The sequence below is a fragment of the Streptomyces sp. NPDC048297 genome (assembly GCF_043201585.1).
Classification (GTDB): domain Bacteria; phylum Actinomycetota; class Actinomycetes; order Streptomycetales; family Streptomycetaceae; genus Streptomyces.
Genome location: NZ_JBICZA010000005.1, coordinates 277,240 through 297,868 on the forward strand (window position 1 = coordinate 277,240; position 20,629 = coordinate 297,868).

The following is a 20,629-nucleotide window of genomic DNA, read 5'->3' on the forward strand; positions in this document are numbered from 1 at the left end:
CGACCGGTCAGGGGTGCAGGGGGCCGGGGGCCAGTGGGTCCCCGAGCGATTTCGGGGGGCCGTGCCGTGCCGTTTAGTACCGCCGTCGCACACACCCTCGCGCTGGATACGGCCTCGGTCGTCACGGCGGCCGGGGGAGTGGCCGTCGCGCTGATCGCCGGTGCCGTCGCGCTCTGGCAGACCGGCCGCACCCGGGCCCTGGAACGCGAGAAGATCCGCCTCCAGCTCTCCGCCGACCTCAGGCGCCGGGAACAGGAGTGGGACCACGAGCGGCAGGCCGGCGAGCGCGCGGCGCGGCGGGCGGCCGAGGAGGCGGAACAGGAGCGCGAGCGCGCCGCCGCGCGGCAGGTGGCGCACCGCAGCGGCCTGGCCGCGGCAGCCGCCGCCTACTGCGCCCGGCTGGTCGGGGAACTGTCGACGCTGCGGATCCTCGACATGTCCCGCCCGCTGCGCCTGGACCGGCTGTACGTGCAGGTCAGGGTGCAGGAGCAGCAGCCGCTGCGGTTCGTCCGCGAGGAGGAGTTCGCCCAGGACCGTACCCGCGACACCGCGCGACGGGAGGCGCAGGCCGCCGAGGGGACGTCCGGCGCCGCCCACACCTACGCCCCGGTCGACGCCCTCCAGCACTACCAGCGCATCGTGGTCGTCGGCGATCCGGGCGCCGGCAAGACGACCATGCTGCGGCACCTCGCCCTGCGCATGGCGAGCCGGGCGGAGGGCGAGGCCCTGCCCGGACTCCCGGCCTACGTCGAGCTGTCCCGCTACGTGGAGAGCGGTCACGAACTGATCCTGGACTACGTCGCCGCGCACTGGGCGGACCAGTACGGCTTCGCCGACGCCGGGGACCACCTCGTGGAGCGGCTCACCGACGGTACGGCGGCGCTGCTGTTCGACGGTCTCGACGAGGTGCTGGGCGGCGAGAGCGCGGAGACGGCGGCCGGCGCCTACAACCGGGTCACCGAGGAGATCACCCGGCTGGCCGCCCGCTACCCGCGGGCGCTGATCGCCACCACCTGCCGCCGGCACGGCTGGCGCGGCGGCCTGCCGCAGTTCCAGGTCCTGGAAGCGCTCGACTTCGAGTGGCCGCAGATCGAGACGTTCATCGCCAACTGGTTCGGCGACCGCGACCGCCGCCGCGGCGGCCTGGTCCGCGCCCTGTCCGGCAACGCCCGCCTCCAGACCCTGGCCGCGAACCCGCTGCTGCTCAGCCTGGTCGCCATCGTCTACGAGCAGGACCTGGAGCTTCCGGAACGCCGGGCGGCGCTGTACCGCAGGTGCGTCGAGGTGCTGCTGCGCGAGTGGGACGCGCACCGCAACATCAGCCGGTACAGCCGCTTCACGACCGACCGCAAGCAGGACCTGCTCAAGCAGATCGCCTGGCAGTACCACCAGCGCGGGCAGCGCTACTTCCGTGAGGAGGAACTCCTCGACCTGATCGCGGACTTCCTGCCGACCATCGATCTGCCGCGCACCGACAACCGGGCGATCCTGGACGAGATCGCCGCGCAGTACGGCCTGCTGAAGGCGCAGGCACACGGCTGGTACGGCTTCCTGCACCTGACCCTTCAGGAGCACTTCGCCGCCGCCGCGCTGCTGGAGCGCGGCCCGGCCGGGATCGAACAGGCCGTACGGGCCCGGCACGACCCGTGGTGGGAGGAGGTGATCCTGCTGCTGGCCGGCTCCCTCGCCGACGCGACGGGGCTGCTGCTCGGGATCCTGCAGACGCGGCCGGGAGCCCCGCGGACCCGGGACGACGCCGGGGACCTGCTGCACCTCCCCGACGACGACCTGTTCCACACGGACCTGCTGCTGGCGGCCCGCTGCCTGACCGGCAGCCCGCGCGTCGCCGACGTGCTGCTGCGGCGGCAGATCATCCGCACGGTGTGGGAGCTGCTGGAGACGTCTCCGTACGATCGGGAGCGGCAGCGGGCGGCCGAGGCGATCGTGGGGGTGCTGGGGTCGGAGGCACAGCTGAACGAGGTCATCGCGCGCATCGGCGACGGGACCCGGGGCGCGCCGGCGCGTGCGGCCCTGGTGGAGGCCCTGACCGCGCACGGCGGACGGAACGTGGGGGAACGGCTGCTGGGAGTGCTGACGCTGCGGCCGGAGATGCCCGAGAGCTTGCGCGGTGCCATCGTCACGGCCCTCGGCACCCTGCATGTCGAGGCGGCGGTGCCGTTCCTGCTGGGGGAGCTGGCCGATGTGGTCGATCGGCCCGATTCCAGGTTCTCCTCGGCGGACCGGGTCATCAGGGCTCTGGGCGGGGCCGGCGGGCCGATGGACGCGATCTTGCGCGCCATGGGAGTCGAGGGGGAATCCGACGCCGGCATCCTCAACGCGGGGTGCGAGGCGTTGACGGAACTCCGGGATCCGCGGGCGCGGGAACCGCTGCTGGAACTGCTGCTGCGCGACAACGGGTGGTTCTTCGAACGGGCCAGGCTGGCCGAGACGTATCTGAACCTGGGCGGTGACCAGGGAGGCCGGGTGTTGCTCGACGCCGTCAGGTCGGACCGTGCGAGCGACTTCCAGTCGGTTCCCCTCATGGCCGCGCTGGCGGAGTTCTGTGGCAAGGGGCACGGCTGGGCACTCCGGGACGTCCTGCTCGCGGTCGCCGCCGACGAGAGGACCGCGTGGCAGCTGCGCTGGCTCGCGCTGGAATGCCTCGACCACCTTCCGGGTGACATCGCGGATCTGGAAGCGCCTCTGGGCAGCGGCGACGCCCGGGTCGCCGTCGGCGCGGCCGCCACCTCCGCGGCCTGGGGCACCCCGCAGCGGCTCGACGCCGTCCGCTCGCTGATCATGGACGGCACCCTCTCCGCGAGCCTGGTGTTCCGGAGGAACTCCTCGAGCTGGAGCTGGACGGGCAGGATCGCGACGCGTCTGGGCAGACTGCTGTCCCCGTACGGCGGGATCGACGTCACGGAGGCCTTCTTCGCCAGCGGATCCATACGCGGCGATTCCTCGGTGGTGCTGTCGGGGGAGGAGAGCGAGGAGGCACGTCAATGGCTCTACGCCTTCGCCCCGGAGGCAGGGGTGGACGCCTATCTCGCCGCCGCGGGAAGCGTGCCCGCGTTCTTCAGGGGCCACCTTCCCCCACGGGTCCCGGCATCACGCGTCCACGCCGTCCTCCAGTACCTCACCCAGCGCAGCGACGGGCGCAGCTTCGAGAACGAGTCACTGCTGCGGCTGGTGGCGTCGGTCGCGGACGAGGCGTCGGTCATTCCCCGGCTTCTCTCGCTCACCGACCGGGCGGAGGGTGAACCCACCTATGCCCGCGACGACTTCAAGCGTGCCGCCGCCCACGACGCCGCCTTCACCGTGAGCCGCCGTGCCCCCGTGCGGGTCCTGCGCGACCGGACGGTCGTACCGCTCAACTGACCGCGACGGGGCGCCCCATCAGCATCGCCGGCGCCCCGGCCACGAGCGTGCCGCCGCCCACGACGCCGCCTTCACCGTGAGCCGCCGTGCCCGCGTGCGGGTCCTGCGCGACCGGACGGTCGTACCGCTCAACTGACCGCGACGGGGCGCCCCATCAGCATCGCCGGCGCCCCCGCCACCCGCGTCAGGAAGACCGTCGCGGAGGCCGGCCCCTGCGGCTTGACCTTGCGCCGCAGTTCCTCCGGTTCGACCGCCGAGCCGCGCTTCTTCACGGTCAGCGTGCCGACCTCGCGCTCGCGCAGCAGGGCCTTCAACTTCTTCACGTTGAAGGGGAGATGATCGGTGATCTCGTAGGCGGAGGCGTACGGCGTCGGGCGCAGTTCGTCGGACGTGACGTAGGCGATGGTCGCGTCGAGCAGGCCGCCGCCGACCTGCTCGGCCACCTCGGCGACCAGATGGGCGCGGATCGCCGCGCCGTCGGGCTCGTACAGGTACCGCCCCACCGGGCGCACTTCGGGGTCGGGCAGGCCCCGGCCGAGCAGGGTGCGCGGGCCGGGCAGCAGGGTGGCGCGCACCAGGCCCGGCTCGGTGCCGAACCACAGCACCGCCTCCTTCACATCGCCGCCGTCCGAGATCCACTCCGCCTCGGCCTCGGCGGGGATCGCCTCGTGCGGAATCCCGGGGGCGATCTTCAGGGCGGCGCGGGGCGCGGCGAGGGCGGTGGCGACCGCCCAGGACAGGGGCGGCGAGTACGCCTCGGGGTCGAAGACGCGGCCCCGGCCGCCGCGCCGCGCCGGGTCCACGAACACGGCGTCGTACCCGGCGGTGCCGACCTCGGTGACGTCCGCCTCGCGCACCTCGATCAGCCCGTCGAGGCCGAGGGTCTCGGCGTTCGCCCGCGCCACGGCCGCCGTCAGCGGGTCCCGGTCCACGGCCAGCACCCTGATCCCGGCCCGCGCCAGCTCGATCGCGTCACCGCCGATCCCGCAGCACAGGTCGGCGACCGAGGTCACCCCCAGGTCCTTCATCCGGGCCGCCCGGTACGCCGCCACGCTCGCCCGCGTCGACTGCTCGACCCCGTTGGGCGTGAAGAACATCCGCTCCGCGTCCCCGGCCGCGAACTTGGCCGCCGCCCGCTGCCTCAGCCGGGCCTGGCCGAGCGCGGCCGACACCAGTTCGGGGGCGTGTGTGCGGCGCAGTCGCGTGGCGACGGCGAGTTCGTCCGCCGGGGCCGTGCCGCGCACCTCGTCGAGGAGGGCCCGGCCCTCGGGGGTGAGCAGGCTGTGGAAGGAGGGGAGCTGGTCGTTCACCGGGTCATTGTGGGCCAGTCGGTGGATGGTGCGCCTCCGGCGGCGGTGTCGGCCCGGGATCGGAGCCGGGTCCTGCGAGGATCCGACACCATGCGAGCAGTAGTACAAAATGACAAAATTCCGGCACGGCTCCCGCGCACGGCCTTCCGCTACGGCGCCCTCGCCCTGGCCGCCACCGCCGTTCTCTCCGGCTGCGCCGGCTCCGGCGGGGACACCGCCGCCCACCCCGGCCCCGCCCACCAGGCGGGCAACGCCGGTCCCGACCACCCCCTGGACGCCGCCGCCGAACGCACCCGCCTCGTCGCCGCCGCCGAGTTCTGGAAACTCGACACGGTGCCGCTCAGGCCCCCCACCCCGCCGGCCCACAAGCCGAAGATCACCGCACGCGCCGGCTTCGAGGTCGACGGACAGGTCGAGGACGACCTGCCCCCTGTCTTCACCACGGTCCCCACCAAGCAGAAGGTCGTCTTCCTCACCATCGACGACGGCGCCGAGAAGGACCCCGACTTCCTGCGCATGATGAGCGACCTGAAGATCCCCTACAGCGCCTTCCTCAGCAACTACCTGGTGAAGGACGACTACGGCTACTTCCGGAAGATGCAGTCCGAGGGCCACACCCTCAACAACCACACCATGACCCACCCCTATCTGCCCGGCCTGTCCTACGAGGAGCAGCGGGACGAGATCTGCGGCATGCAGGCGGTCATGAAGAAGCAGTTCGGCAAGGCGCCCACCGTCTTCCGGCCGCCGTACGGCAACTACAACGGCGACACCCTGCGCGCCGCCAAGTCCTGCGGCATCAAGTACGCGCCGATCTGGGACGAGGAGGTCTTCGTCGACCACTGGGAGTACCGGGAGGACGACCGCGACCTGCACCCCGGCGACATCGTCCTCACCCACTTCCGCGGTCGCGACGACTGGAACGGCACGATGGTCGACGACATGCGCCGCTTCCTGAACAAGGTCACGCGCGAGGGCTACGCCGTGGCCCGCCTGGAGGACTACCTGTGAGGCACCCGGGGCGGCGCACGCGCGGCCGGGGACACCGACGGGCCCTGACCGCCGTACTCGCCTCGGCCCTCCTCCTCACCGGCTGCGCCCAGTCCGTCGACCCCATCGAACGCCTCGGCAAGAAGGCCGCCGAGGGCGTCCGCACGTCCCGCCCCCGCCCGGACGACGCCTACCGCCGCTGGGGGCTCGCGACACCGCTCGCCGCCCCGCCGGCCCGCCCCGTCCGCCTGCTGGCCACCCACACCGGACCCGCCTCGGACCCCCGCGTCCTGGACCACGTCACCACCACCGACAAGGTCGTCTTCCTCACCTACGACGACGGCTCCGCCCACGACCCGCGCTTCGCCGACATGGTCCGCGACCTGCACCTGCCGGTCACTCTCTTCCTCCCGGAGAGCGCCGTCGCCCCCGCCGCCGGCCACTACGCCCGCCTCCGCGCGGCCGGCGCCACAGCGGAGAACCGCACCGCCGACCGCCCCGCCCTGCGCGGCCGGCCCTACACCGGCCAGCGCGCCGAGATCTGCGCCGAACAGGACCGCCTCGCCCTCCGCTTCGGCACCCGCCCCCACCTCCTGCGCCCGCCCCACGGCCACTACGACCGCACCACCCTGCGCGCGGCCGGCGCCTGCGGCATCTCCACCGTCGTCCTGTGGCGAGCCGTCATGACCACCGACGGCCTCACCTACCCCCACGGCGACCAGGACCTCCAGCCGGGCGACATCGTCCTCGTCGGCCCCGAAAAGACCACCGGCCACACCCTCACGGACCGCACCCTGCGCCTGCTGCACGGAATCCAGGAGCGGGGAATGACGGTGGCCCGCCTTGAGGACTACCTGTAGCTGCCCGAACCAGCCCGTCCGGTGTTGGAGGGCGAGGCCCTTCAGGGACCGAAATGACGGTGGCCCGCCTTGAGGACTACCTGTAGCCCATCGAACCAGCCCGCCCGGCGTTCGAGGACGAGGCCTTTCAAGGGCCGAAATGACGGTGGCCCGCCTTGAGGACTACCTGTAGCCCATCGAACCAGCCTGTCCGGCGTTTGAGGACGAGGCCCCTTAAGGGACGAAGCGGGGGTTCGGGGGCGGCAGCCCCCGAAACGGCGCCCCCGACACCCCGCACTGGACGGCACCGAACACCCCGCCCCCGCCGACGCGCCGCACGGCAATTGGCACTCCGCTTGACCGAGTGCTAACCCCGGTCATAGTCTCGGCTCTGGCACTCGGCAGATGAGAGTGCCAACAAAGCGACGGGCAGGTCCGGCACCCGCGACGACGGATCCACCTGGTCGCCACCTCAGACAGTTAACCCCGTGAGATCTCCGAAGGGGGAGGTCGGATCGTGACGACCGCCAGCTCCAAGGTTGCCATCAAGCCGCTCGAGGACCGCATCGTGGTCCAGCCGCTCGACGCCGAGCAGACCACGGCCTCCGGCCTGGTCATCCCGGACACCGCGAAGGAGAAGCCCCAGGAGGGCGCCGTCCTCGCCGTGGGTCCGGGCCGTTTCGAGAACGGCGAGCGCCTGCCGCTCGACGTCAAGGTCGGCGACGTCGTCCTGTACAGCAAGTACGGCGGCACCGAGGTGAAGTACAACGGCGACGAGTACCTCGTCCTCTCGGCTCGCGACGTCCTCGCGATCATCGAGAAGTAGTTCACCCCGAGCAATTCTGCTCATGACTGCGCCCCTGGCCCCCCGCGACCGATGAGTAGCCGGGCGCCCGGGGCGCAGTTTCATTCCACCGAGATTTTCCGAGAGGGCTCCCGCTGTCATGGCGAAGATCCTGAAGTTCGACGAGGACGCCCGTCGCGCCCTCGAGCGCGGCGTCAACAAGCTGGCCGACACGGTGAAGGTGACGATCGGCCCCAAGGGCCGCAACGTCGTCATCGACAAGAAGTTCGGCGCCCCCACCATCACCAACGACGGTGTCACGATCGCCCGTGAGGTCGAGATCGACGACCCGTACGAGAACCTCGGCGCGCAGCTGGTGAAGGAGGTGGCGACCAAGACCAACGACATCGCGGGTGACGGCACCACCACCGCCACCGTGCTCGCCCAGGCGCTGGTCCGCGAGGGCCTGCGCAACGTCGCCGCCGGCGCCTCCCCGGCCTCCCTGAAGAAGGGCATCGACGCCGCGGTCAAGGCGATCTCCGACGATCTGCACGCCTCGGCGCGCCCGATCGACGAGAAGTCCGACATCGCCGCCGTCGCCGCGCTGTCCGCCCAGGACCAGCAGGTCGGCGAGCTGATCGCCGAGGCCATGGACAAGGTCGGCAAGGACGGTGTCATCACCGTCGAGGAGTCCAACACCTTCGGTCTGGAGCTGGACTTCACCGAGGGCATGGCCTTCGACAAGGGCTACCTGTCGCCGTACTTCGTCACCGACCAGGAGCGTATGGAGGCCGTCCTCGACGACCCGTACATCCTGATCAACCAGGGCAAGATCTCGTCCATCCAGGACCTGCTGCCGCTGCTGGAGAAGGTCATCCAGGCGGGTGCCTCCCGGCCGCTGCTGATCATCGCCGAGGACGTCGAGGGCGAGGCCCTGTCGACCCTGGTCGTCAACAAGATCCGCGGCACCTTCAACGCCGTCGCGGTGAAGGCCCCCGGCTTCGGCGACCGCCGCAAGGCCATGCTGCAGGACATCGCGACCCTCAGCGGCGGCACGGTCATCTCCGAGGAGGTCGGCCTCAAGCTCGACCAGGTCGGTCTCGACGTGCTGGGCTCCGCCCGCCGCGTGACCGTCACCAAGGACGACACCACCATCGTCGACGGTGGCGGCAAGTCCGAGGACGTCACGGGCCGCGTCGCGCAGATCAAGGCCGAGATCGAGAACACCGACTCCGACTGGGACCGCGAGAAGCTCCAGGAGCGCCTCGCGAAGCTGGCCGGCGGCGTGTGCGTGATCAAGGTCGGCGCCGCCACCGAGGTGGAGCTGAAGGAGAAGAAGCACCGTCTGGAGGACGCCATCTCCGCGACCCGCGCCGCGGTCGAGGAGGGCATCGTCTCCGGTGGTGGCTCCGCTCTGGTCCACGCCTCCAAGGTCCTCGAGGGCAACCTCGACAAGACCGGCGACGAGGCCACCGGTGTCTCCGTCGTCCGCAACGCCGTCGTCGAGCCGCTGCGCTGGATCGCGGAGAACGCGGGCCTCGAAGGCTACGTGATCGTCTCCAAGGTCAAGGAGCTGGACAAGGGCAGCGGTTACAACGCCGCCACCGGCGAGTACGGCGACCTGGTCAAGGCCGGCGTCATCGACCCGGTCAAGGTCACCCGCTCCGCCCTGGAGAACGCCGCCTCCATCGCCTCCCTGCTGCTCACGACCGAGACCCTGGTCGTCGAGAAGAAGGAAGAGGAAGAGGCCGCCGCGGGCCACGGCCACGGTCACGGCCACGCCCACTGAGCCCTCCCGCTCATGACGAAGGCCCGGCGCCCCTCGGGGTGCCGGGCCTTCGCCGTGCCCGCTACCGCTCCAGCTCCTCCAGCGCCCCCAACTGTCCCAGCAGGCCGAGACGGTCGTACTGCCACCAGCCCTCGTGGATCCGGCCGTCGGGGTCGAAGCGGAAGACGGTCGTCCCGGTCATCGACACCCGCGCGCCGGTGTCGGACAGGCCCAGGAACTCGCCCTTCTGGACGCCGTTCCAGCTCCACCGGGTGCACACCCGGTCCTCCTGGGTGATCTGGTCCTCGACCGTGAACGCGAAGTCGAAGGCGTCACGCCACATCCCGATCTCGCGCAGCATGTTGTCCATCCCGAGCACGTCCTGCTCATTGGCCGGATCGTGGTCGTGGTAGTTCTCCGCGAGCAGGCCGTTCAGCGGTGGCAACGGCCCCGGCAGCGCGATCGCCGCGAAGAACCGGCGCGCCTGCTCCGCGTACAACTGCGCGTCGTGCACCACGTCCAGGTCGGTGAACGTCGGCAACTCGTCGCACAGGGCGACCATCTCCCTGAAGATCCGGTCGGTCTCCGGCAGGTTCGAGTTCCGCATCGCCTCCTCGTACGACGCGAACTCCACGATCTCGATGACGTGCGTCGCGTCCGAGCGATCCGCCCCGACCACCGCGTGCGTCGCCGTCCGCTTCCCCCGGGTCTTCTCGACCCACTGGTCCAGCAGCCGGTTCATCTCGTCGAGCCGGCTGGTCTTGCAGTCGATGAGCTGTAGGAACGTCATGCCGCCGCCTTCCGGCCGGCCCCCTGCTCCGGTTCCCCCACGCCCATCCTCCCACCGGAACACGGGCGCCACCCGCGCTCACTGCGGCCCGTACCTGCGCCCCGTCTTCGAGGAGATCCCGCCCAGCAGCCCGCGCGGGGTCACCTTCACCAGTCCCATCAGCGCCTTGTACCGGGGATCCGGGATGGACAGCGTCCTGCCGCGCGAGAGGTCGGCCAGGGCAGCCGCGACCAGCTTGTCGGCGTCCAGCCACATCCAGCCGGGGATGTTGTCCGTGCCCATCCCGGCCCGCTCGTGGAACTCGGTGCGCACGAAACCCGGGCACAGCGCCATCAGCCGCACCCCGCTGCCCGCGAGGTCCTTCGCCGCGCCCTGCGTGAACTGCACGACCCACGCCTTCGATGCGCCGTACGTGCCCCGGGGCACGAAAGCCGCCACCGAGGCGACGTTCACGACCCCGCCGCGCCCGCGCTCCCGCATCGCCCCGGCCGCCGCCGAGGTCAGCCGCAGCACCGCCTCGCAGTGCACCTTGAGCATCCGCAGCTCGTCGGCCATGGGGACGTCCAGATAACGGCCCTTGTTGCCGAAACCGGCGTTGTTGACCAGCAGGTCGACCGGGTTCTTCCGGTCACCGAGCCGGTCGGCCACGGTCTCGATGCCCTTGTCCTCGGCGAGGTCGGCGGCGAGGACCTCCACCTCGATGCCGTGCCGGTCGTGCAGCTCGGTCGCCTGCTCGCGCAGCCGCTTGGTGTCCCGGGCCACCAGGACGAGGTCATGCCCGTCGGCCGCCAGCCGCCGCGCGAACGCGGCGCCGATCCCCGCGGTCGATCCCGTAATCAGAGCCGTTGTCATGGCCCAAGGGTAGTGACCCGCACCGACGGTGGCCGCCGCCGCGGCGACGGGCGGATGACGTGCGGGTGCCCTCTGACCGGCCGACGACGCGCTGGTGACACCCCTGTTGTCGTCCTGGTGCCGTCCTGCGCGTCGCCCGGGTGACATCGTGGGTGTCGCCCCGGACGTCGTCGTGGGTGTCGCCCCGGACGTCGTCGTGGGCGTCGCCCCCGATGTCGTCGTGGGCGTCGCCCGGGTGACGTCCCCTCAGCTGTGACGTCCCCTCAGCTGTCCTGGCCCGCCACGTACTTGCGGGCCGCGGCCAGCGTCTCGGGGTGTAGCGCCTCGCCCGCCGCGAGCAACCGCGGCAGCAGTTCCCGCTCCGTGGTCACCGCGCGGAACTGCATCGCGACCGTCACCTCGTGGTCCGGCCGGTGCACGATCGCGATCGGATCGCCCGTGCGGATCTCACCCGGTTCGATCACCCGCAGGTAGGCCCCCGGCGCGCCCTTCCGGGTGAATCTGCGGACCCATCCCCGCTCCTCCACATGGCCCTGGAAGGTACGGCACGGGATGCGTCCCGACGTCACCTCCAGAACCACGTCGGAACCGATCCGCCAGCGCTCCCCGACCAGCGCCCCGGACACGTCCAGCCCCTCGGTCGTGAGGTTCTCGCCGAAGCAGCCGGCGGCCAGCGGCCGGCCCAGCTCGCGCTCCCAGTCGTCGAGATCCTCGCGCGCGAAGGCGTAGACCGCCTGGTCGTCGCCGCCGTGATGGCGCCTGTCGCACACCGCGTCCCCGGCGAGCCCGCTCGCGCCGACCCCCTTGGGCCCGGGAGCCGCCACCCGCACCGGCCCGTCGGCCGGCCGCTTGTCGATACCCGTCACACCCTGTGCCTGGTCCGTGTACGGCACCTGCCGCGGGCGGCCCAGATTGACCGAGAGAAGCTTCATGACCGCACGGTACGGGACCGGGCCCCAAAGCGTCGACGCGGAATTGGGCGCCGCACCCAAGCCCGGCTTATGCTCAAAGGGTGATCGAGGCCCGTCATCTCCGCGTCCTGCGCGCCGTCGCCACCACCGGCTCCTTCTCCGCGGCGGGGCGCGAACTGGGCTGCACCCAGCCCGCCGTGAGCCAGCAGATGAAGGCCCTGGAAGCCTCGGTCGGCACCCCGCTGCTGGTCCGCACCGGCCGGGAGATGCGCCTGACCCAGGCCGGCGAGGCCCTCGTCCGGCACGCTTCCGGGATCCTCGCCGGGCTCACCGCGGCCGAGGAGGAGGTCGCCGCGATCGCCGGCCTGCGGGCCGGCCGCGTCCGCCTGGTCTCCTTCCCGAGCGGCAGCTCCACCCTGGTCCCCACCGCCCTCGCCGCCCTGCGCGCCGCCCACCCCGGCACCCGGGTCTCGCTGGAGGAGGCCGAGCCCCCTAAGTCCGTCGAGCTGCTGCGCGAGGGCGACTGCGATCTGGCGCTGGCCTTCCGCTACGAGGGCGCGGCGGTCGCCGAGGACTGGGACGACCTCGTCGTACGGCCCCTGCTGACGGACCGCCTGGTGGCCCTGGTGCCCGAACGGCACCGGCTCGCGCGCGCGGAGTCCGTCGCCATCGGTGAACTGGCCCGCGAACCGTGGATCGCGGGCTGCCCGCGCTGCCGCGGCCAGCTGGTGGAGGTGTGCGAGAGCGCCGGCTTCACCCCGCGCATCGACTTCGCCACCGACGACTATCCGGCGGTGGCGGGCCTGGTCGGCGCGGGCCTCGGCGTGGCCGTGCTGCCCCGGCTCGCGGTGGAGTCGGTGCGGCCGAGAGGTGTGGGGATGGTCCGTCTCGAACCGGCGGTACGCCGGGAGATCGTCGCCCTCACCCTGCCCGACCTGGCCCAGGTGCCCGCCGTGGCGGCGACGCTGGAACAGCTGGCCAGGGCGGCCACGCGCGCGTAGCGCGGACGACGGCAGGCCTCACGGCGGCAGGCCTCACGAGGGCAGGCCTCACGACGGCAGGCCTCACGACGGCAGGCCTCACGAGGGCAGGCCTTACGACGGCACGCCTCATGGGCACGCGCGCGCGTGCCCGGGGGAGTGATTGCAGAAACGTTCCTTCAGGCGTTCGGAGCAGCGCCTCCGCTGGTGGTCGATGCCGACACCAGACGGTTGCGTGCCCGTCCCATCAACTCTTCGCGTTCGTCCTCGGTGAGGCCGCCCCACACGCCGTACGGCTCTCGCACCGCCAGCGCGTGTGCCGCGCATTGGGCGCGGACCGGGCACCTCATGCAGACCTCCTTGGCCGAGTTCTCGCGAGCGCTCCGGGCCGCCCCGCGCTCGCCCTCCGGGTGGAAGAAGAGCGAGCTGTCCACCCCGCGGCAGGCGGCCAGGAGCTGCCAGTCCCACAGGTCCGCGTTCGGTCCGGGAAGGCGGGAGAAATCTGCCATTACGTGACCCCTTGTAGCCGTTCTGGGCGGATACGGTGCCATCGACCGTACATCTCCGGTGGAAGGAGATGAAAATATGACTCATTGCGAATCTAGCTCCAGACACTGAGAAATGGGAGCAAGAACGGCTAAATGGGGCATTGGTTGTGATGAAAAGTTGAGAGTCCGTTGGGCATGTCTGCACCGTGTCGAGACCCTCACATAGAGCGCCGAAGACGGCGTGCGGCCCCGTAACTCTTTCGAGTGACCGTCGTTGAGAGTGCGGAGGCGGTTGAAAACAGAAGTGCTCGGGCAGGCGTCCGAGACGGTCGACCGCACAGGTGACGATTCCGTACCAGCCTGGAGGCTCAAGGTGACGCGCATCAGCTGCGGAGGGCGGTCATGACATCCGTCCTCGTCTGCGACGACTCCCCGCTTGCCCGAGAGGCGCTCCGCCGCGCGGTCGCGACCGTGCCCGGTGTCGAGCGCGTGACGACTGCGGCCAACGGCGAGGAAGTCCTCCGCCGCTGGGGCGCCGACCGCTCCGACCTCATCCTGATGGATGTGCGCATGCCCGGCCTGGGCGGCGTCGAGACCGTGCGCCGGCTGCTGTCCGCCGACCCGGGCGCGCGCATCATCATGCTCACCGTCGCCGAGGACCTCGACGGTGTGGCCCTGGCGGTCGCCGCCGGTGCCCGCGGCTACCTGCACAAGGACGCCTCGCGCGCCGAACTGCGGGCCACCGTGACCCAGGCCCTCGCCGACCCGACCTGGCGGCTCGCCCCGCGCCGGCTGCGCTCGGCCGAGATGGGCGCGGCGCCCACGCTCACCGCGCGCGAGATCCAGGTGCTGGAGGGCATGAGTCACGGCCGCTCCAACGCCGAGATCGGCCGCGAGCTGTTCCTCTCCGAGGACACCGTCAAGACCCACGCCCGGCGCCTGTTCAAGAAGCTCGGCGCCTCGGACCGCGCCCACGCGGTGGCACTCGGCTTCCGCTGGGGACTGGTCCGGTAGGACGTGCGCCGGGGCGGCACGGCGCACCGCCACCCGGAGCCCCCCGCCCGCCCCCTGGTGGGCGGGGCCCTCCGGGCCGGCGAGGGGTGTGCCGGGACCGTGGGTGAAACGTTTATGGGGACCGGTGGGTGCCCTGCGGGGAGCGGGGGCGGGGGGCGTTTGTCGTGAGGTCGTGTGTCGTGGCGGGCGGACCGGGTGCCGTGGCCAGTGAGGCTTCTGCCGTGGCCGGCGGACCGGATGCGGGGACCGGTGAAACGAATGCCGCGGCCGGCGAGCTGGATTTTGTGACCGGCGAATCGGTTGTCGGGACTGGTGAACCTGAACCGGATGCCGGGACCGGTGTATCGGCCGCTGGTAGCGGTGGGCCGCCGTTTGTCGTCAGGGGCGAACCCGGTGGTGTGGTCGGTGAAGCATTTGCCGCGGTCGGCCGACTGGCTGCTGTGATCGGCGAATCGGTTGTCGGGATCGGTGAACCTGGACCGGATGCCGGGATCGGTGGATCGGTTGGCGGGTTCGGCGGGACCGGCGGGGCGGTTGGTGGGGCCGGTGGATCGGTTGGCGGGGGCGGTGGGCCGGTTGGCGGGGGGCGGTGAAATGTTCGCCGTGGCCGTTGGGGCGGCCGGCCGGTCTGGCGAAGCAGTTGTAGGAATGGGGGAAACGGCTGGTGAGGGTGGGTGTGGTCGTTCTGTCGGGGGTGGGGTCGGCCGGGTGGGGCGGGTTCGGTGGAGTCGTCGGTGGGTGGTTCGCACATCGGCCCGCCGGACGCGCGACGCTCGTTTCGCCGCGGATGCCGCATCCTTGAGATGTGGAGTCTCTCGGGGACGAGTCGGTCGAACGGAAGGGGAGGGCGCAGGGGATGAGTGCCGGCGCACCTGCTCATAACGCTTCGGTGCACAACCACGAACACGATGCGACGGACCGGAGTGCCGCAAGGCACCATGGACCGATGCGCGACGACGAGGCGGGCACGGCCCATGGGGCGATCGGTGCGCTCGTTCATCGTGCTGTCGACGGGGACGAGCAGGCCACGCACGACCTGCTGGCCCATGTGCACCCCTTGGCGCTGCGCTACTGCCGCACCCGGCTGTCCCGGCTCCCGGGCGACGCGCGCCACTTCGTCGAGGACCTCGCCCAGGAGGTCTGCGTGGCGGTCCTCCTCGCCCTGCCCCGCTACCGGGACACCGGGCGCCCCTTCGAGGCCTTCGTCTTCGCCATCGCCTCCCACAAGGTCGCCGACCTCCAGCGCGCCGCGATGCGCCACCCGGGCTCCACGGCCGTCCCCTCGGACGAGATGCCCGAACGCCCCGACGACTCCCTCGGCCCCGAGGAGCGCGCCCTGCTCAGCAGCGACGCGGAGTGGGCCAAGAAGCTGCTGGCCAACCTCCCCGAGAACCAGCGCGAGCTGCTCCTGCTGCGCATCGCCGTGGGCTTGACCGCGGAGGAGACGGGGCAGATGTTGGGAATGTCACCCGGAGCGGTCCGGGTCGCCCAGCACCGGGCGCTGAGCCGTCTGCGTGCCCTCGCCGAGCAGTAACGCCCTTGGGCGGAGCCGCCGTAGCCTCCTCCGCCGCACGGGAACATGTCGATTTCCGTACGAACATACGAAGCCTGAAGTCACCCCGCACCGTGGAATTTGCTAGCGACGCTTCCCGTTAGCATGGACATCCGCACCGAGCAAGGCCATTTGGGGAAGGTGTCATGACTGCAAACGTCGACGGAGTGCCCGGAAAATTCGCGACACTCGGGCTGACCTACGACGACGTGCTGCTGCTGCCGGGCGCATCCGAGGTGCTGCCCAACGCGGTCGACACCTCGTCCCGCATCTCCCGCAATGTCCGGGTCAACATCCCGCTGCTGTCCGCGGCGATGGACAAGGTGACCGAGTCCCGCATGGCGATCGCGATGGCCCGCCTGGGCGGTGTCGGCGTGCTGCACCGCAACCTCTCCGTCGAGGACCAGGTGAACCAGGTCGACCTGGTGAAGCGGTCCGAGTCGGGCATGGTCAGCGACCCGATCACGGTGCACCCGGAGGCCACGCTCGCCGAGGCGGACGCCCTGTGCGCCAAGTTCCGCATCAGCGGTGTCCCGGTCACCGACCCGGCCGGCAAGCTGCTCGGCATCGTCACCAACCGTGACATGGCCTTCGAGAGCGACCGCACGCGCCAGGTGCGCGAGGTCATGACCCCGATGCCGCTGGTCACCGGCAAGGTCGGCATCTCCGGGCCCGAGGCCATGGAGCTGCTGCGCAAGCACAAGATCGAGAAGCTTCCGCTGGTCGACGACGCGGGCGTCCTCAAGGGCCTGATCACGGTCAAGGACTTCGTCAAGGCCGAGCAGTACCCGAACGCCGCCAAGGACTCCGAGGGCCGGCTGCTCGTCGGTGCCGCCGTGGGTGCCAGCCCCGAGGCGCTGGAGCGCGCCCAGGCGCTCGCCGCGGCCGGTGTGGACTTCCTGGTCGTCGACACCTCGCACGGCCACAACAGCAACGCCCTCAGCTGGATGTCGAAGATCAAGTCCAGCGTGGACGTCGACGTGATCGGCGGCAACGTCGCCACCCGCGACGGCGCCCAGGCGCTCATCGACGCCGGTGTCGACGGCATCAAGGTCGGTGTCGGACCGGGCTCGATCTGCACCACCCGCGTGGTCGCCGGCATCGGTGTCCCGCAGGTCACCGCCATCTACGAGGCCTCCCTCGCCGCCCGCCCGGCGGGCGTCCCGCTGATCGGCGACGGCGGTCTGCAGTACTCCGGCGACATCGGCAAGGCGCTCGCCGCCGGCGCGGACACGGTCATGCTGGGCAGCCTCCTCGCCGGCTGCGAGGAGTCGCCGGGCGAGCTGCTCTTCATCAACGGCAAGCAGTTCAAGTCGTACCGCGGCATGGGCTCGCTGGGCGCCATGCAGTCCCGCGGCCAGGGCAGGTCGTACTCGAAGGACCGCTACTTCCAGGCCGAGGTGACCTCGGACGAGAAGCTCGTGCCCGAGGGCGTCGAGGGCCAGGTGCCCTACCGCGGCCCGCTGTCCAACGTGCTGCACCAGCTCGTCGGCGGCCTGCGCCAGACGATGGGCTACGTGGGCGCCGCCACCATCGACGAGATGGAGTCCAAGGGCCGCTTCGTGCGCATCACCTCGGCGGGCCTCAAGGAGAGCCACCCGCACGACATCCAGATGACGGTCGAGGCGCCGAACTACAGCAGGAAGTGACGCACGCGCACGCGTGAAGACCCTTCGACGGCGGTTCCGGAGCATCCGGGGCCGCCGTTGTCGTACCCGTCGGCGATACTGGGAGACGCTGAAACGCATCAGGGAAAGGCCCAAGACGTGACTGAGATCGAGATCGGGCGCGGCAAGCGCGGCCGCAGGGCGTACGCCTTCGACGACATCGCCGTCGTCCCCAGCCGCCGTACGCGGGACCCGAAGGAGGTCTCGATCGCCTGGCAGATCGACGCCTACCGCTTCGAGCTGCCCTTCCTGGCCGCCCCCATGGACTCGGTCGTCTCTCCGGCCACCGCGATCCGCATCGGTGAGCTGGGCGGCCTCGGCGTCCTCAACCTCGAAGGCCTGTGGACGCGGTACGAGGACCCGCAGCCGCTGCTCGACGAGATCGTCGAGCTGGACGCGGAGGCGGCCACCCGCCGTCTGCAGGAGATCTACACGGCTCCCATCAAGGAAGAGCTGATCGGCGCCCGCATCAAGGAGGTGCGCGACTCCGGCGTGGTCACGGCGGCGGCGCTCTCCCCGCAGCGCACCGCCCAGTTCTCCAAGGCCGTCGTCGACGCGGGCGTGGACATCTTCGTCATCCGCGGTACGACGGTCTCCGCGGAGCACGTCTCGTCCTCGCACGAGCCGCTGAACCTGAAGCAGTTCATCTACGAGCTGGACGTCCCGGTGATCGTCGGCGGCTGCGCCACCTACACCGCCGCCCTGCACCTCATGCGCACCGGCGCGGCCGGCGTCCTCGTCGGCTTCGGCGGCGGCGCCGCGCACACCACGCGCAACGTCCTCGGCATCCAGGTCCCGATGGCCACGGCCGTCGCCGACGTGGCCGCGGCCCGCCGCGACTACATGGACGAGTCCGGGGGCCGCTACGTGCACGTGATCGCGGACGGCGGCGTCGGCTGGTCCGGCGACCTCCCGAAGGCGATCGCCTGCGGCGCCGACGCGGTGATGATGGGCTCCCCGCTGGCCCGTGGCACCGACGCGCCGGGCCGGGGCCACCACTGGGGCATGGAGGCGGTCAACGAGGAGCTGCCCCGCGGCCAGAAGGTCGACCTGGGCACGGTCGGCACCGTCGAGGAGATCCTCGCCGGCCCGTCCCACAGCCCCGACGGCTCGATGAACTTCTTCGGCGCCCTGCGCCGCGCCATGGCCACCACCGGCTACAGTGAGCTGAAGGAGTTCCAGCGCGTCGAGGTGACGGTGGCGGACAGCCAGCACCGTCGCTGACCCGATACGACGCGAACGGCCCGGCCACCTCAACGGTAGCCGGGCCCTTCGCGTCGTACGCCGTGTCCGGCGAGATGCGCCGTGTCCTACGAGCCCGCCTTCTTGGCGGCGGAGAACGCCGCCCAGGCGGCGATGGCGAAGAAGAGGAAGGTGAGCGGGTCCGCCTCCTTCTTCCAGGCCCTCTGGACGACGTCGAAGTGGTCGAAGAAGACCTCGGAGACGCCCGCGTGCAGGATCTTCGCGATCATCATGGCCTCGCCGACCAGGCCGGCCGAGATAGACCGCGCCGAGCGCGAGCAGGACGCTCGCGACCGCGACGGCGGGGCCCCGGCCGCCGGCCTTGCCCGCCGCGAGGCCGATCACGAAGCCGACTCCGACGGCCGCCCAGCCGATCTCGTGCTCGGTGAGGCCGATGATCACGCCGTAGAGCGCGCCGGCGACCAGCGCGGCCACGAAGGCGGCGACGAGACCGAGACCGGGGTTGTTCCGGACCGGCGCGGGCGGAGCCGGCGGCGCGGCGTACGCGCCCGGCTGCGGCGGGTACGGCTGCTGCTGCGGCTGGGACGGCTGGGACGGCTGGGACGGCTGGGACGGCTGCGGCGGCTGCTGCGGCTGGGGCGGTGGAGATGACTGGCTCATGACAGAGATTCCCCCGAGGTGCGGCACCAGTGGATGCCGTGAGTGGATGACAGAGCGAACGCAAGACGTTGCGAACGCAAGACCCACGCGCACGTGTGTGCGAACGGGTCCGGGGGAGAGTAACAGCCGGGAACGGCAACGCTCCCGGCTGTTTTCCGTTCGTGATCGTTCTCGGAATTCGTGATCGTTCTCAGAGCCGGTGCGCCGCCCCCGTGGGCGTCACCCCCCGGGTGTCCAGCAACAGCTGGGCCTTCACCGACAGACCTTGCAGGTCGTACGTGCGGTGCGGCTGGAGCAGGATCGTCAGGTCGGCGTCGGCCGCCGCCTCGTAGAGGGAGTCCACGCGCGGGACCGGACGGTCCGGCAGGCTCCAGGAGGGCACCAGCGGATCGTGGTAGCTGACCGAGGCGCCCAGTTCCGTCAGCCGCGTCGCGATCTCCTGCGCGGGCGTGCCCTGCTGGTCGGCGAGGTCGGCCTTGTACGTGACGCCGAGCAGCAGGACGCGCGCGCCCCGGGCGGACTTGCCGTGCTCGTTGAGCAGCGCGGCGGCACGCTGGACGACGTACCCGGGCATGCGGTGGTTGACCTGCTGGGCCAGCTCCACCATGCGCAGGCCCCGGCCGGCGTGGCCGGTCAGGTCCTGCGGCACGGCGTGCCCGCCGACGCCGGGTCCCGGCCGGAACGCCTGGAACCCGAACGGTTTGGTCTCCGCGCAGCGGATCACGTCCCACAGGTCGACGCCGAGGTCGTGGCAGAGCACGGCCATCTCGTTGACCAGCGCGATGTTGACGTGCCGGAAGTTGGTCTCCAGCAGCTGCACGGTCTCGGCCTCGCGCAGCCCGCGCGCGCGGACCACCTTGTCCGTGAGCCGCCCGTAGAAGGCGGCGGCCGACTCGGTGCAGGAGGGGGTGAGTCCGCCGATGACCTTGGGCGTGCCGGCCGGGGTGTGGTCGCGGTTGCCGGGGTCGACCCGGCTGGGCGAGTAGGCGAGGTGGAAGTCGCGGCCGGCGCACAGCCCGGAGCCCTCCTCCAGCAGGGGGCGCAGGAACTCCTCGGTGGTCCCGGGCAGCACGGGCGACTCCAGGACGACCGTGGTGTGCGGGCGCAGCTGTCCGGCCAGGGCGCGGGCGGCTGCCTCCACCTGGCCGAGGCCGGGAGTGCCGTCGGCGCCGCGTGGGGTCGGCGCGCAGATCACGGCGGTGCGCACCCGGCCGAGCTGGGCGGGGTCGGTGCCCGGCCGGAAGCCGGTGGAGTACATCCGGCGCAGCTCGGCGGGGCTGAGCGAGCCCGCCTCGGGGCCGGTGGCGAACCCGATGGTCGGGATCCCGGCGGCGACGGCGGCCTGGGCGAGCGGCAAGCCGTAGGGACCGAGTCCGATGACGGCGAGGTCTGCGGGCATGGCGGTGGGCCGTCCTTCCCAGTAACCGAAGCGGGACAGGTGCG

18 protein-coding genes are annotated in these 20,629 nt (G+C 71.5%); 11 read left to right on the top strand and 7 right to left on the bottom strand.

From position 1 onward, the window contains the following. The first annotated feature begins 66 nt into the window (after nt 1-66). Entirely contained in the window at nt 67-3,378 is a 3,312-nt protein-coding gene (locus ACGFYV_RS08155; protein ID WP_393877516.1) for an NACHT domain-containing protein, read from the top strand. A gap of 128 nt (nt 3,379-3,506) precedes the next feature. Here the strand turns inward: ACGFYV_RS08155 and ACGFYV_RS08160 are convergent, their stop codons facing one another. Further along, complete coding sequence (locus ACGFYV_RS08160) at nt 3,507-4,796, bottom strand: methyltransferase domain-containing protein (protein WP_393877517.1); 1,290 nt, start codon at nt 4,794-4,796, stop codon at nt 3,507-3,509. On the opposite strand from ACGFYV_RS08160, the gene ACGFYV_RS08165 reads away from it, so the two are divergent. The 4 genes from ACGFYV_RS08165 to groL all read left to right on the top strand — a co-directional run bounded on the left by ACGFYV_RS08165 (nt 4,779) and on the right by groL (nt 9,090). Next, nucleotides 4,779-5,699 (top strand): polysaccharide deacetylase family protein, encoded by a 921-nt coding sequence (locus tag ACGFYV_RS08165; protein ID WP_393877518.1) that lies wholly within the window; start codon nt 4,779-4,781, stop codon nt 5,697-5,699. The genes ACGFYV_RS08160 and ACGFYV_RS08165 overlap by 18 nt on opposite strands. Further along, the gene (locus tag ACGFYV_RS08170; RefSeq protein ID WP_393877519.1) at nt 5,696-6,538 is read left to right on the top strand and encodes a polysaccharide deacetylase family protein; all 843 of its coding nucleotides are present in this window, start codon (nt 5,696-5,698) and stop codon (nt 6,536-6,538) included. Before ACGFYV_RS08165 ends, ACGFYV_RS08170 begins: the two co-directional genes overlap by 4 nt. Before the next feature lie 496 nt (nt 6,539-7,034). Continuing rightward, on the top strand, nt 7,035-7,343 hold the full coding sequence (gene groES / locus ACGFYV_RS08175; RefSeq protein ID WP_004955293.1) for a co-chaperone GroES: 309 nt from the start codon (nt 7,035-7,037) through the stop codon (nt 7,341-7,343). Nucleotides 7,344-7,461: 118 nt separating this feature from the next. Beyond that, nucleotides 7,462-9,090 (top strand): chaperonin GroEL, encoded by a 1,629-nt coding sequence (gene groL / locus ACGFYV_RS08180; RefSeq protein WP_393877520.1) that lies wholly within the window; start codon nt 7,462-7,464, stop codon nt 9,088-9,090. Nucleotides 9,091-9,151: 61 nt separating this feature from the next. Here the strand turns inward: groL and ACGFYV_RS08185 are convergent, their stop codons facing one another. The 3 genes from ACGFYV_RS08185 to ACGFYV_RS08195 form a co-directional block, all read right to left on the bottom strand. Next, nucleotides 9,152-9,859 (bottom strand): ester cyclase, encoded by a 708-nt coding sequence (locus ACGFYV_RS08185; protein WP_393877521.1) that lies wholly within the window; start codon nt 9,857-9,859, stop codon nt 9,152-9,154. Nucleotides 9,860-9,937: 78 nt separating this feature from the next. Further along, a complete protein-coding gene (locus ACGFYV_RS08190) occupies nt 9,938-10,711 on the bottom strand; it encodes an SDR family NAD(P)-dependent oxidoreductase (protein WP_393877522.1) in 774 nt (257 codons plus the stop codon). Nucleotides 10,712-10,974: 263 nt separating this feature from the next. Beyond that, nucleotides 10,975-11,643: an MOSC domain-containing protein gene (locus ACGFYV_RS08195; RefSeq protein ID WP_393877523.1), complete on the bottom strand. Its 669-nt coding sequence runs from the start codon at nt 11,641-11,643 to the stop codon at nt 10,975-10,977. 80 nt (nt 11,644-11,723) lie between these two features. On the opposite strand from ACGFYV_RS08195, the gene ACGFYV_RS08200 reads away from it, so the two are divergent. Then, nucleotides 11,724-12,623, top strand: coding sequence for a LysR family transcriptional regulator (locus ACGFYV_RS08200; RefSeq protein WP_393877524.1), 900 nt, complete (start codon nt 11,724-11,726; stop codon nt 12,621-12,623). A gap of 158 nt (nt 12,624-12,781) precedes the next feature. Here the strand turns inward: ACGFYV_RS08200 and ACGFYV_RS08205 are convergent, their stop codons facing one another. Further along, entirely contained in the window at nt 12,782-13,111 is a 330-nt protein-coding gene (locus tag ACGFYV_RS08205; RefSeq protein WP_393877525.1) for a WhiB family transcriptional regulator, read from the bottom strand. A gap of 381 nt (nt 13,112-13,492) precedes the next feature. On the opposite strand from ACGFYV_RS08205, the gene ACGFYV_RS08210 reads away from it, so the two are divergent. From ACGFYV_RS08210 to ACGFYV_RS08225, 4 genes are all read left to right on the top strand, one after another. Then, nucleotides 13,493-14,104 (top strand): response regulator transcription factor, encoded by a 612-nt coding sequence (locus ACGFYV_RS08210; RefSeq protein ID WP_003948568.1) that lies wholly within the window; start codon nt 13,493-13,495, stop codon nt 14,102-14,104. A gap of 946 nt (nt 14,105-15,050) precedes the next feature. After that, entirely contained in the window at nt 15,051-15,638 is a 588-nt protein-coding gene (locus ACGFYV_RS08215) for a sigma-70 family RNA polymerase sigma factor (RefSeq protein WP_030641278.1), read from the top strand. 164 nt (nt 15,639-15,802) lie between these two features. Continuing rightward, nucleotides 15,803-17,305: an IMP dehydrogenase gene (gene guaB, locus ACGFYV_RS08220; protein WP_393877526.1), complete on the top strand. Its 1,503-nt coding sequence runs from the start codon at nt 15,803-15,805 to the stop codon at nt 17,303-17,305. 117 nt (nt 17,306-17,422) lie between these two features. Next, nucleotides 17,423-18,547 (top strand): GuaB3 family IMP dehydrogenase-related protein, encoded by a 1,125-nt coding sequence (locus ACGFYV_RS08225; protein WP_393877527.1) that lies wholly within the window; start codon nt 17,423-17,425, stop codon nt 18,545-18,547. An 86-nt stretch (nt 18,548-18,633) separates the two neighbouring features. On the opposite strand, the gene ACGFYV_RS08230 is transcribed toward ACGFYV_RS08225, so the two are convergent. Continuing rightward, complete coding sequence (locus tag ACGFYV_RS08230; RefSeq protein ID WP_393877528.1) at nt 18,634-18,798, bottom strand: hypothetical protein; 165 nt, start codon at nt 18,796-18,798, stop codon at nt 18,634-18,636. Here ACGFYV_RS08230 and ACGFYV_RS08235 point away from each other — a divergent pair. After that, nucleotides 18,797-19,177: a hypothetical protein gene (locus tag ACGFYV_RS08235; protein ID WP_393877529.1), complete on the top strand. Its 381-nt coding sequence runs from the start codon at nt 18,797-18,799 to the stop codon at nt 19,175-19,177. The two genes, ACGFYV_RS08230 and ACGFYV_RS08235, sit on opposite strands and share 2 nt — an antisense overlap. 199 nt (nt 19,178-19,376) lie before the next feature. On the opposite strand, the gene ACGFYV_RS08240 is transcribed toward ACGFYV_RS08235, so the two are convergent. Next, on the bottom strand, nt 19,377-20,585 hold the full coding sequence (locus tag ACGFYV_RS08240) for a nucleotide sugar dehydrogenase (RefSeq protein WP_393877530.1): 1,209 nt from the start codon (nt 20,583-20,585) through the stop codon (nt 19,377-19,379). Nucleotides 20,586-20,629: the final 44 nt, after the last annotated feature.

Coding starts and splice junctions, on each gene's coding strand:
- ACGFYV_RS08185 (WP_393877521.1), bottom strand. CDS start 9,859: ATGACGTTCCTACAGCTCATCGACTGCAAGACCAGCCGGCTCGACGAG.
- groL (WP_393877520.1), top strand. CDS start 7,462: ATGGCGAAGATCCTGAAGTTCGACGAGGACGCCCGTCGCGCCCTCGAG.
- ACGFYV_RS08165 (WP_393877518.1), top strand. CDS start 4,779: ATGCGAGCAGTAGTACAAAATGACAAAATTCCGGCACGGCTCCCGCGC.
- ACGFYV_RS08215 (WP_030641278.1), top strand. CDS start 15,051: ATGCGCGACGACGAGGCGGGCACGGCCCATGGGGCGATCGGTGCGCTC.
- ACGFYV_RS08190 (WP_393877522.1), bottom strand. CDS start 10,711: ATGACAACGGCTCTGATTACGGGATCGACCGCGGGGATCGGCGCCGCG.
- ACGFYV_RS08235 (WP_393877529.1), top strand. CDS start 18,797: ATGGCCTCGCCGACCAGGCCGGCCGAGATAGACCGCGCCGAGCGCGAG.
- ACGFYV_RS08210 (WP_003948568.1), top strand. CDS start 13,493: ATGACATCCGTCCTCGTCTGCGACGACTCCCCGCTTGCCCGAGAGGCG.
- guaB (WP_393877526.1), top strand. CDS start 15,803: ATGACTGCAAACGTCGACGGAGTGCCCGGAAAATTCGCGACACTCGGG.
- ACGFYV_RS08230 (WP_393877528.1), bottom strand. CDS start 18,798: ATGATGATCGCGAAGATCCTGCACGCGGGCGTCTCCGAGGTCTTCTTC.
- ACGFYV_RS08205 (WP_393877525.1), bottom strand. CDS start 13,111: ATGGCAGATTTCTCCCGCCTTCCCGGACCGAACGCGGACCTGTGGGAC.
- ACGFYV_RS08240 (WP_393877530.1), bottom strand. CDS start 20,585: ATGCCCGCAGACCTCGCCGTCATCGGACTCGGTCCCTACGGCTTGCCG.
- ACGFYV_RS08195 (WP_393877523.1), bottom strand. CDS start 11,643: ATGAAGCTTCTCTCGGTCAATCTGGGCCGCCCGCGGCAGGTGCCGTAC.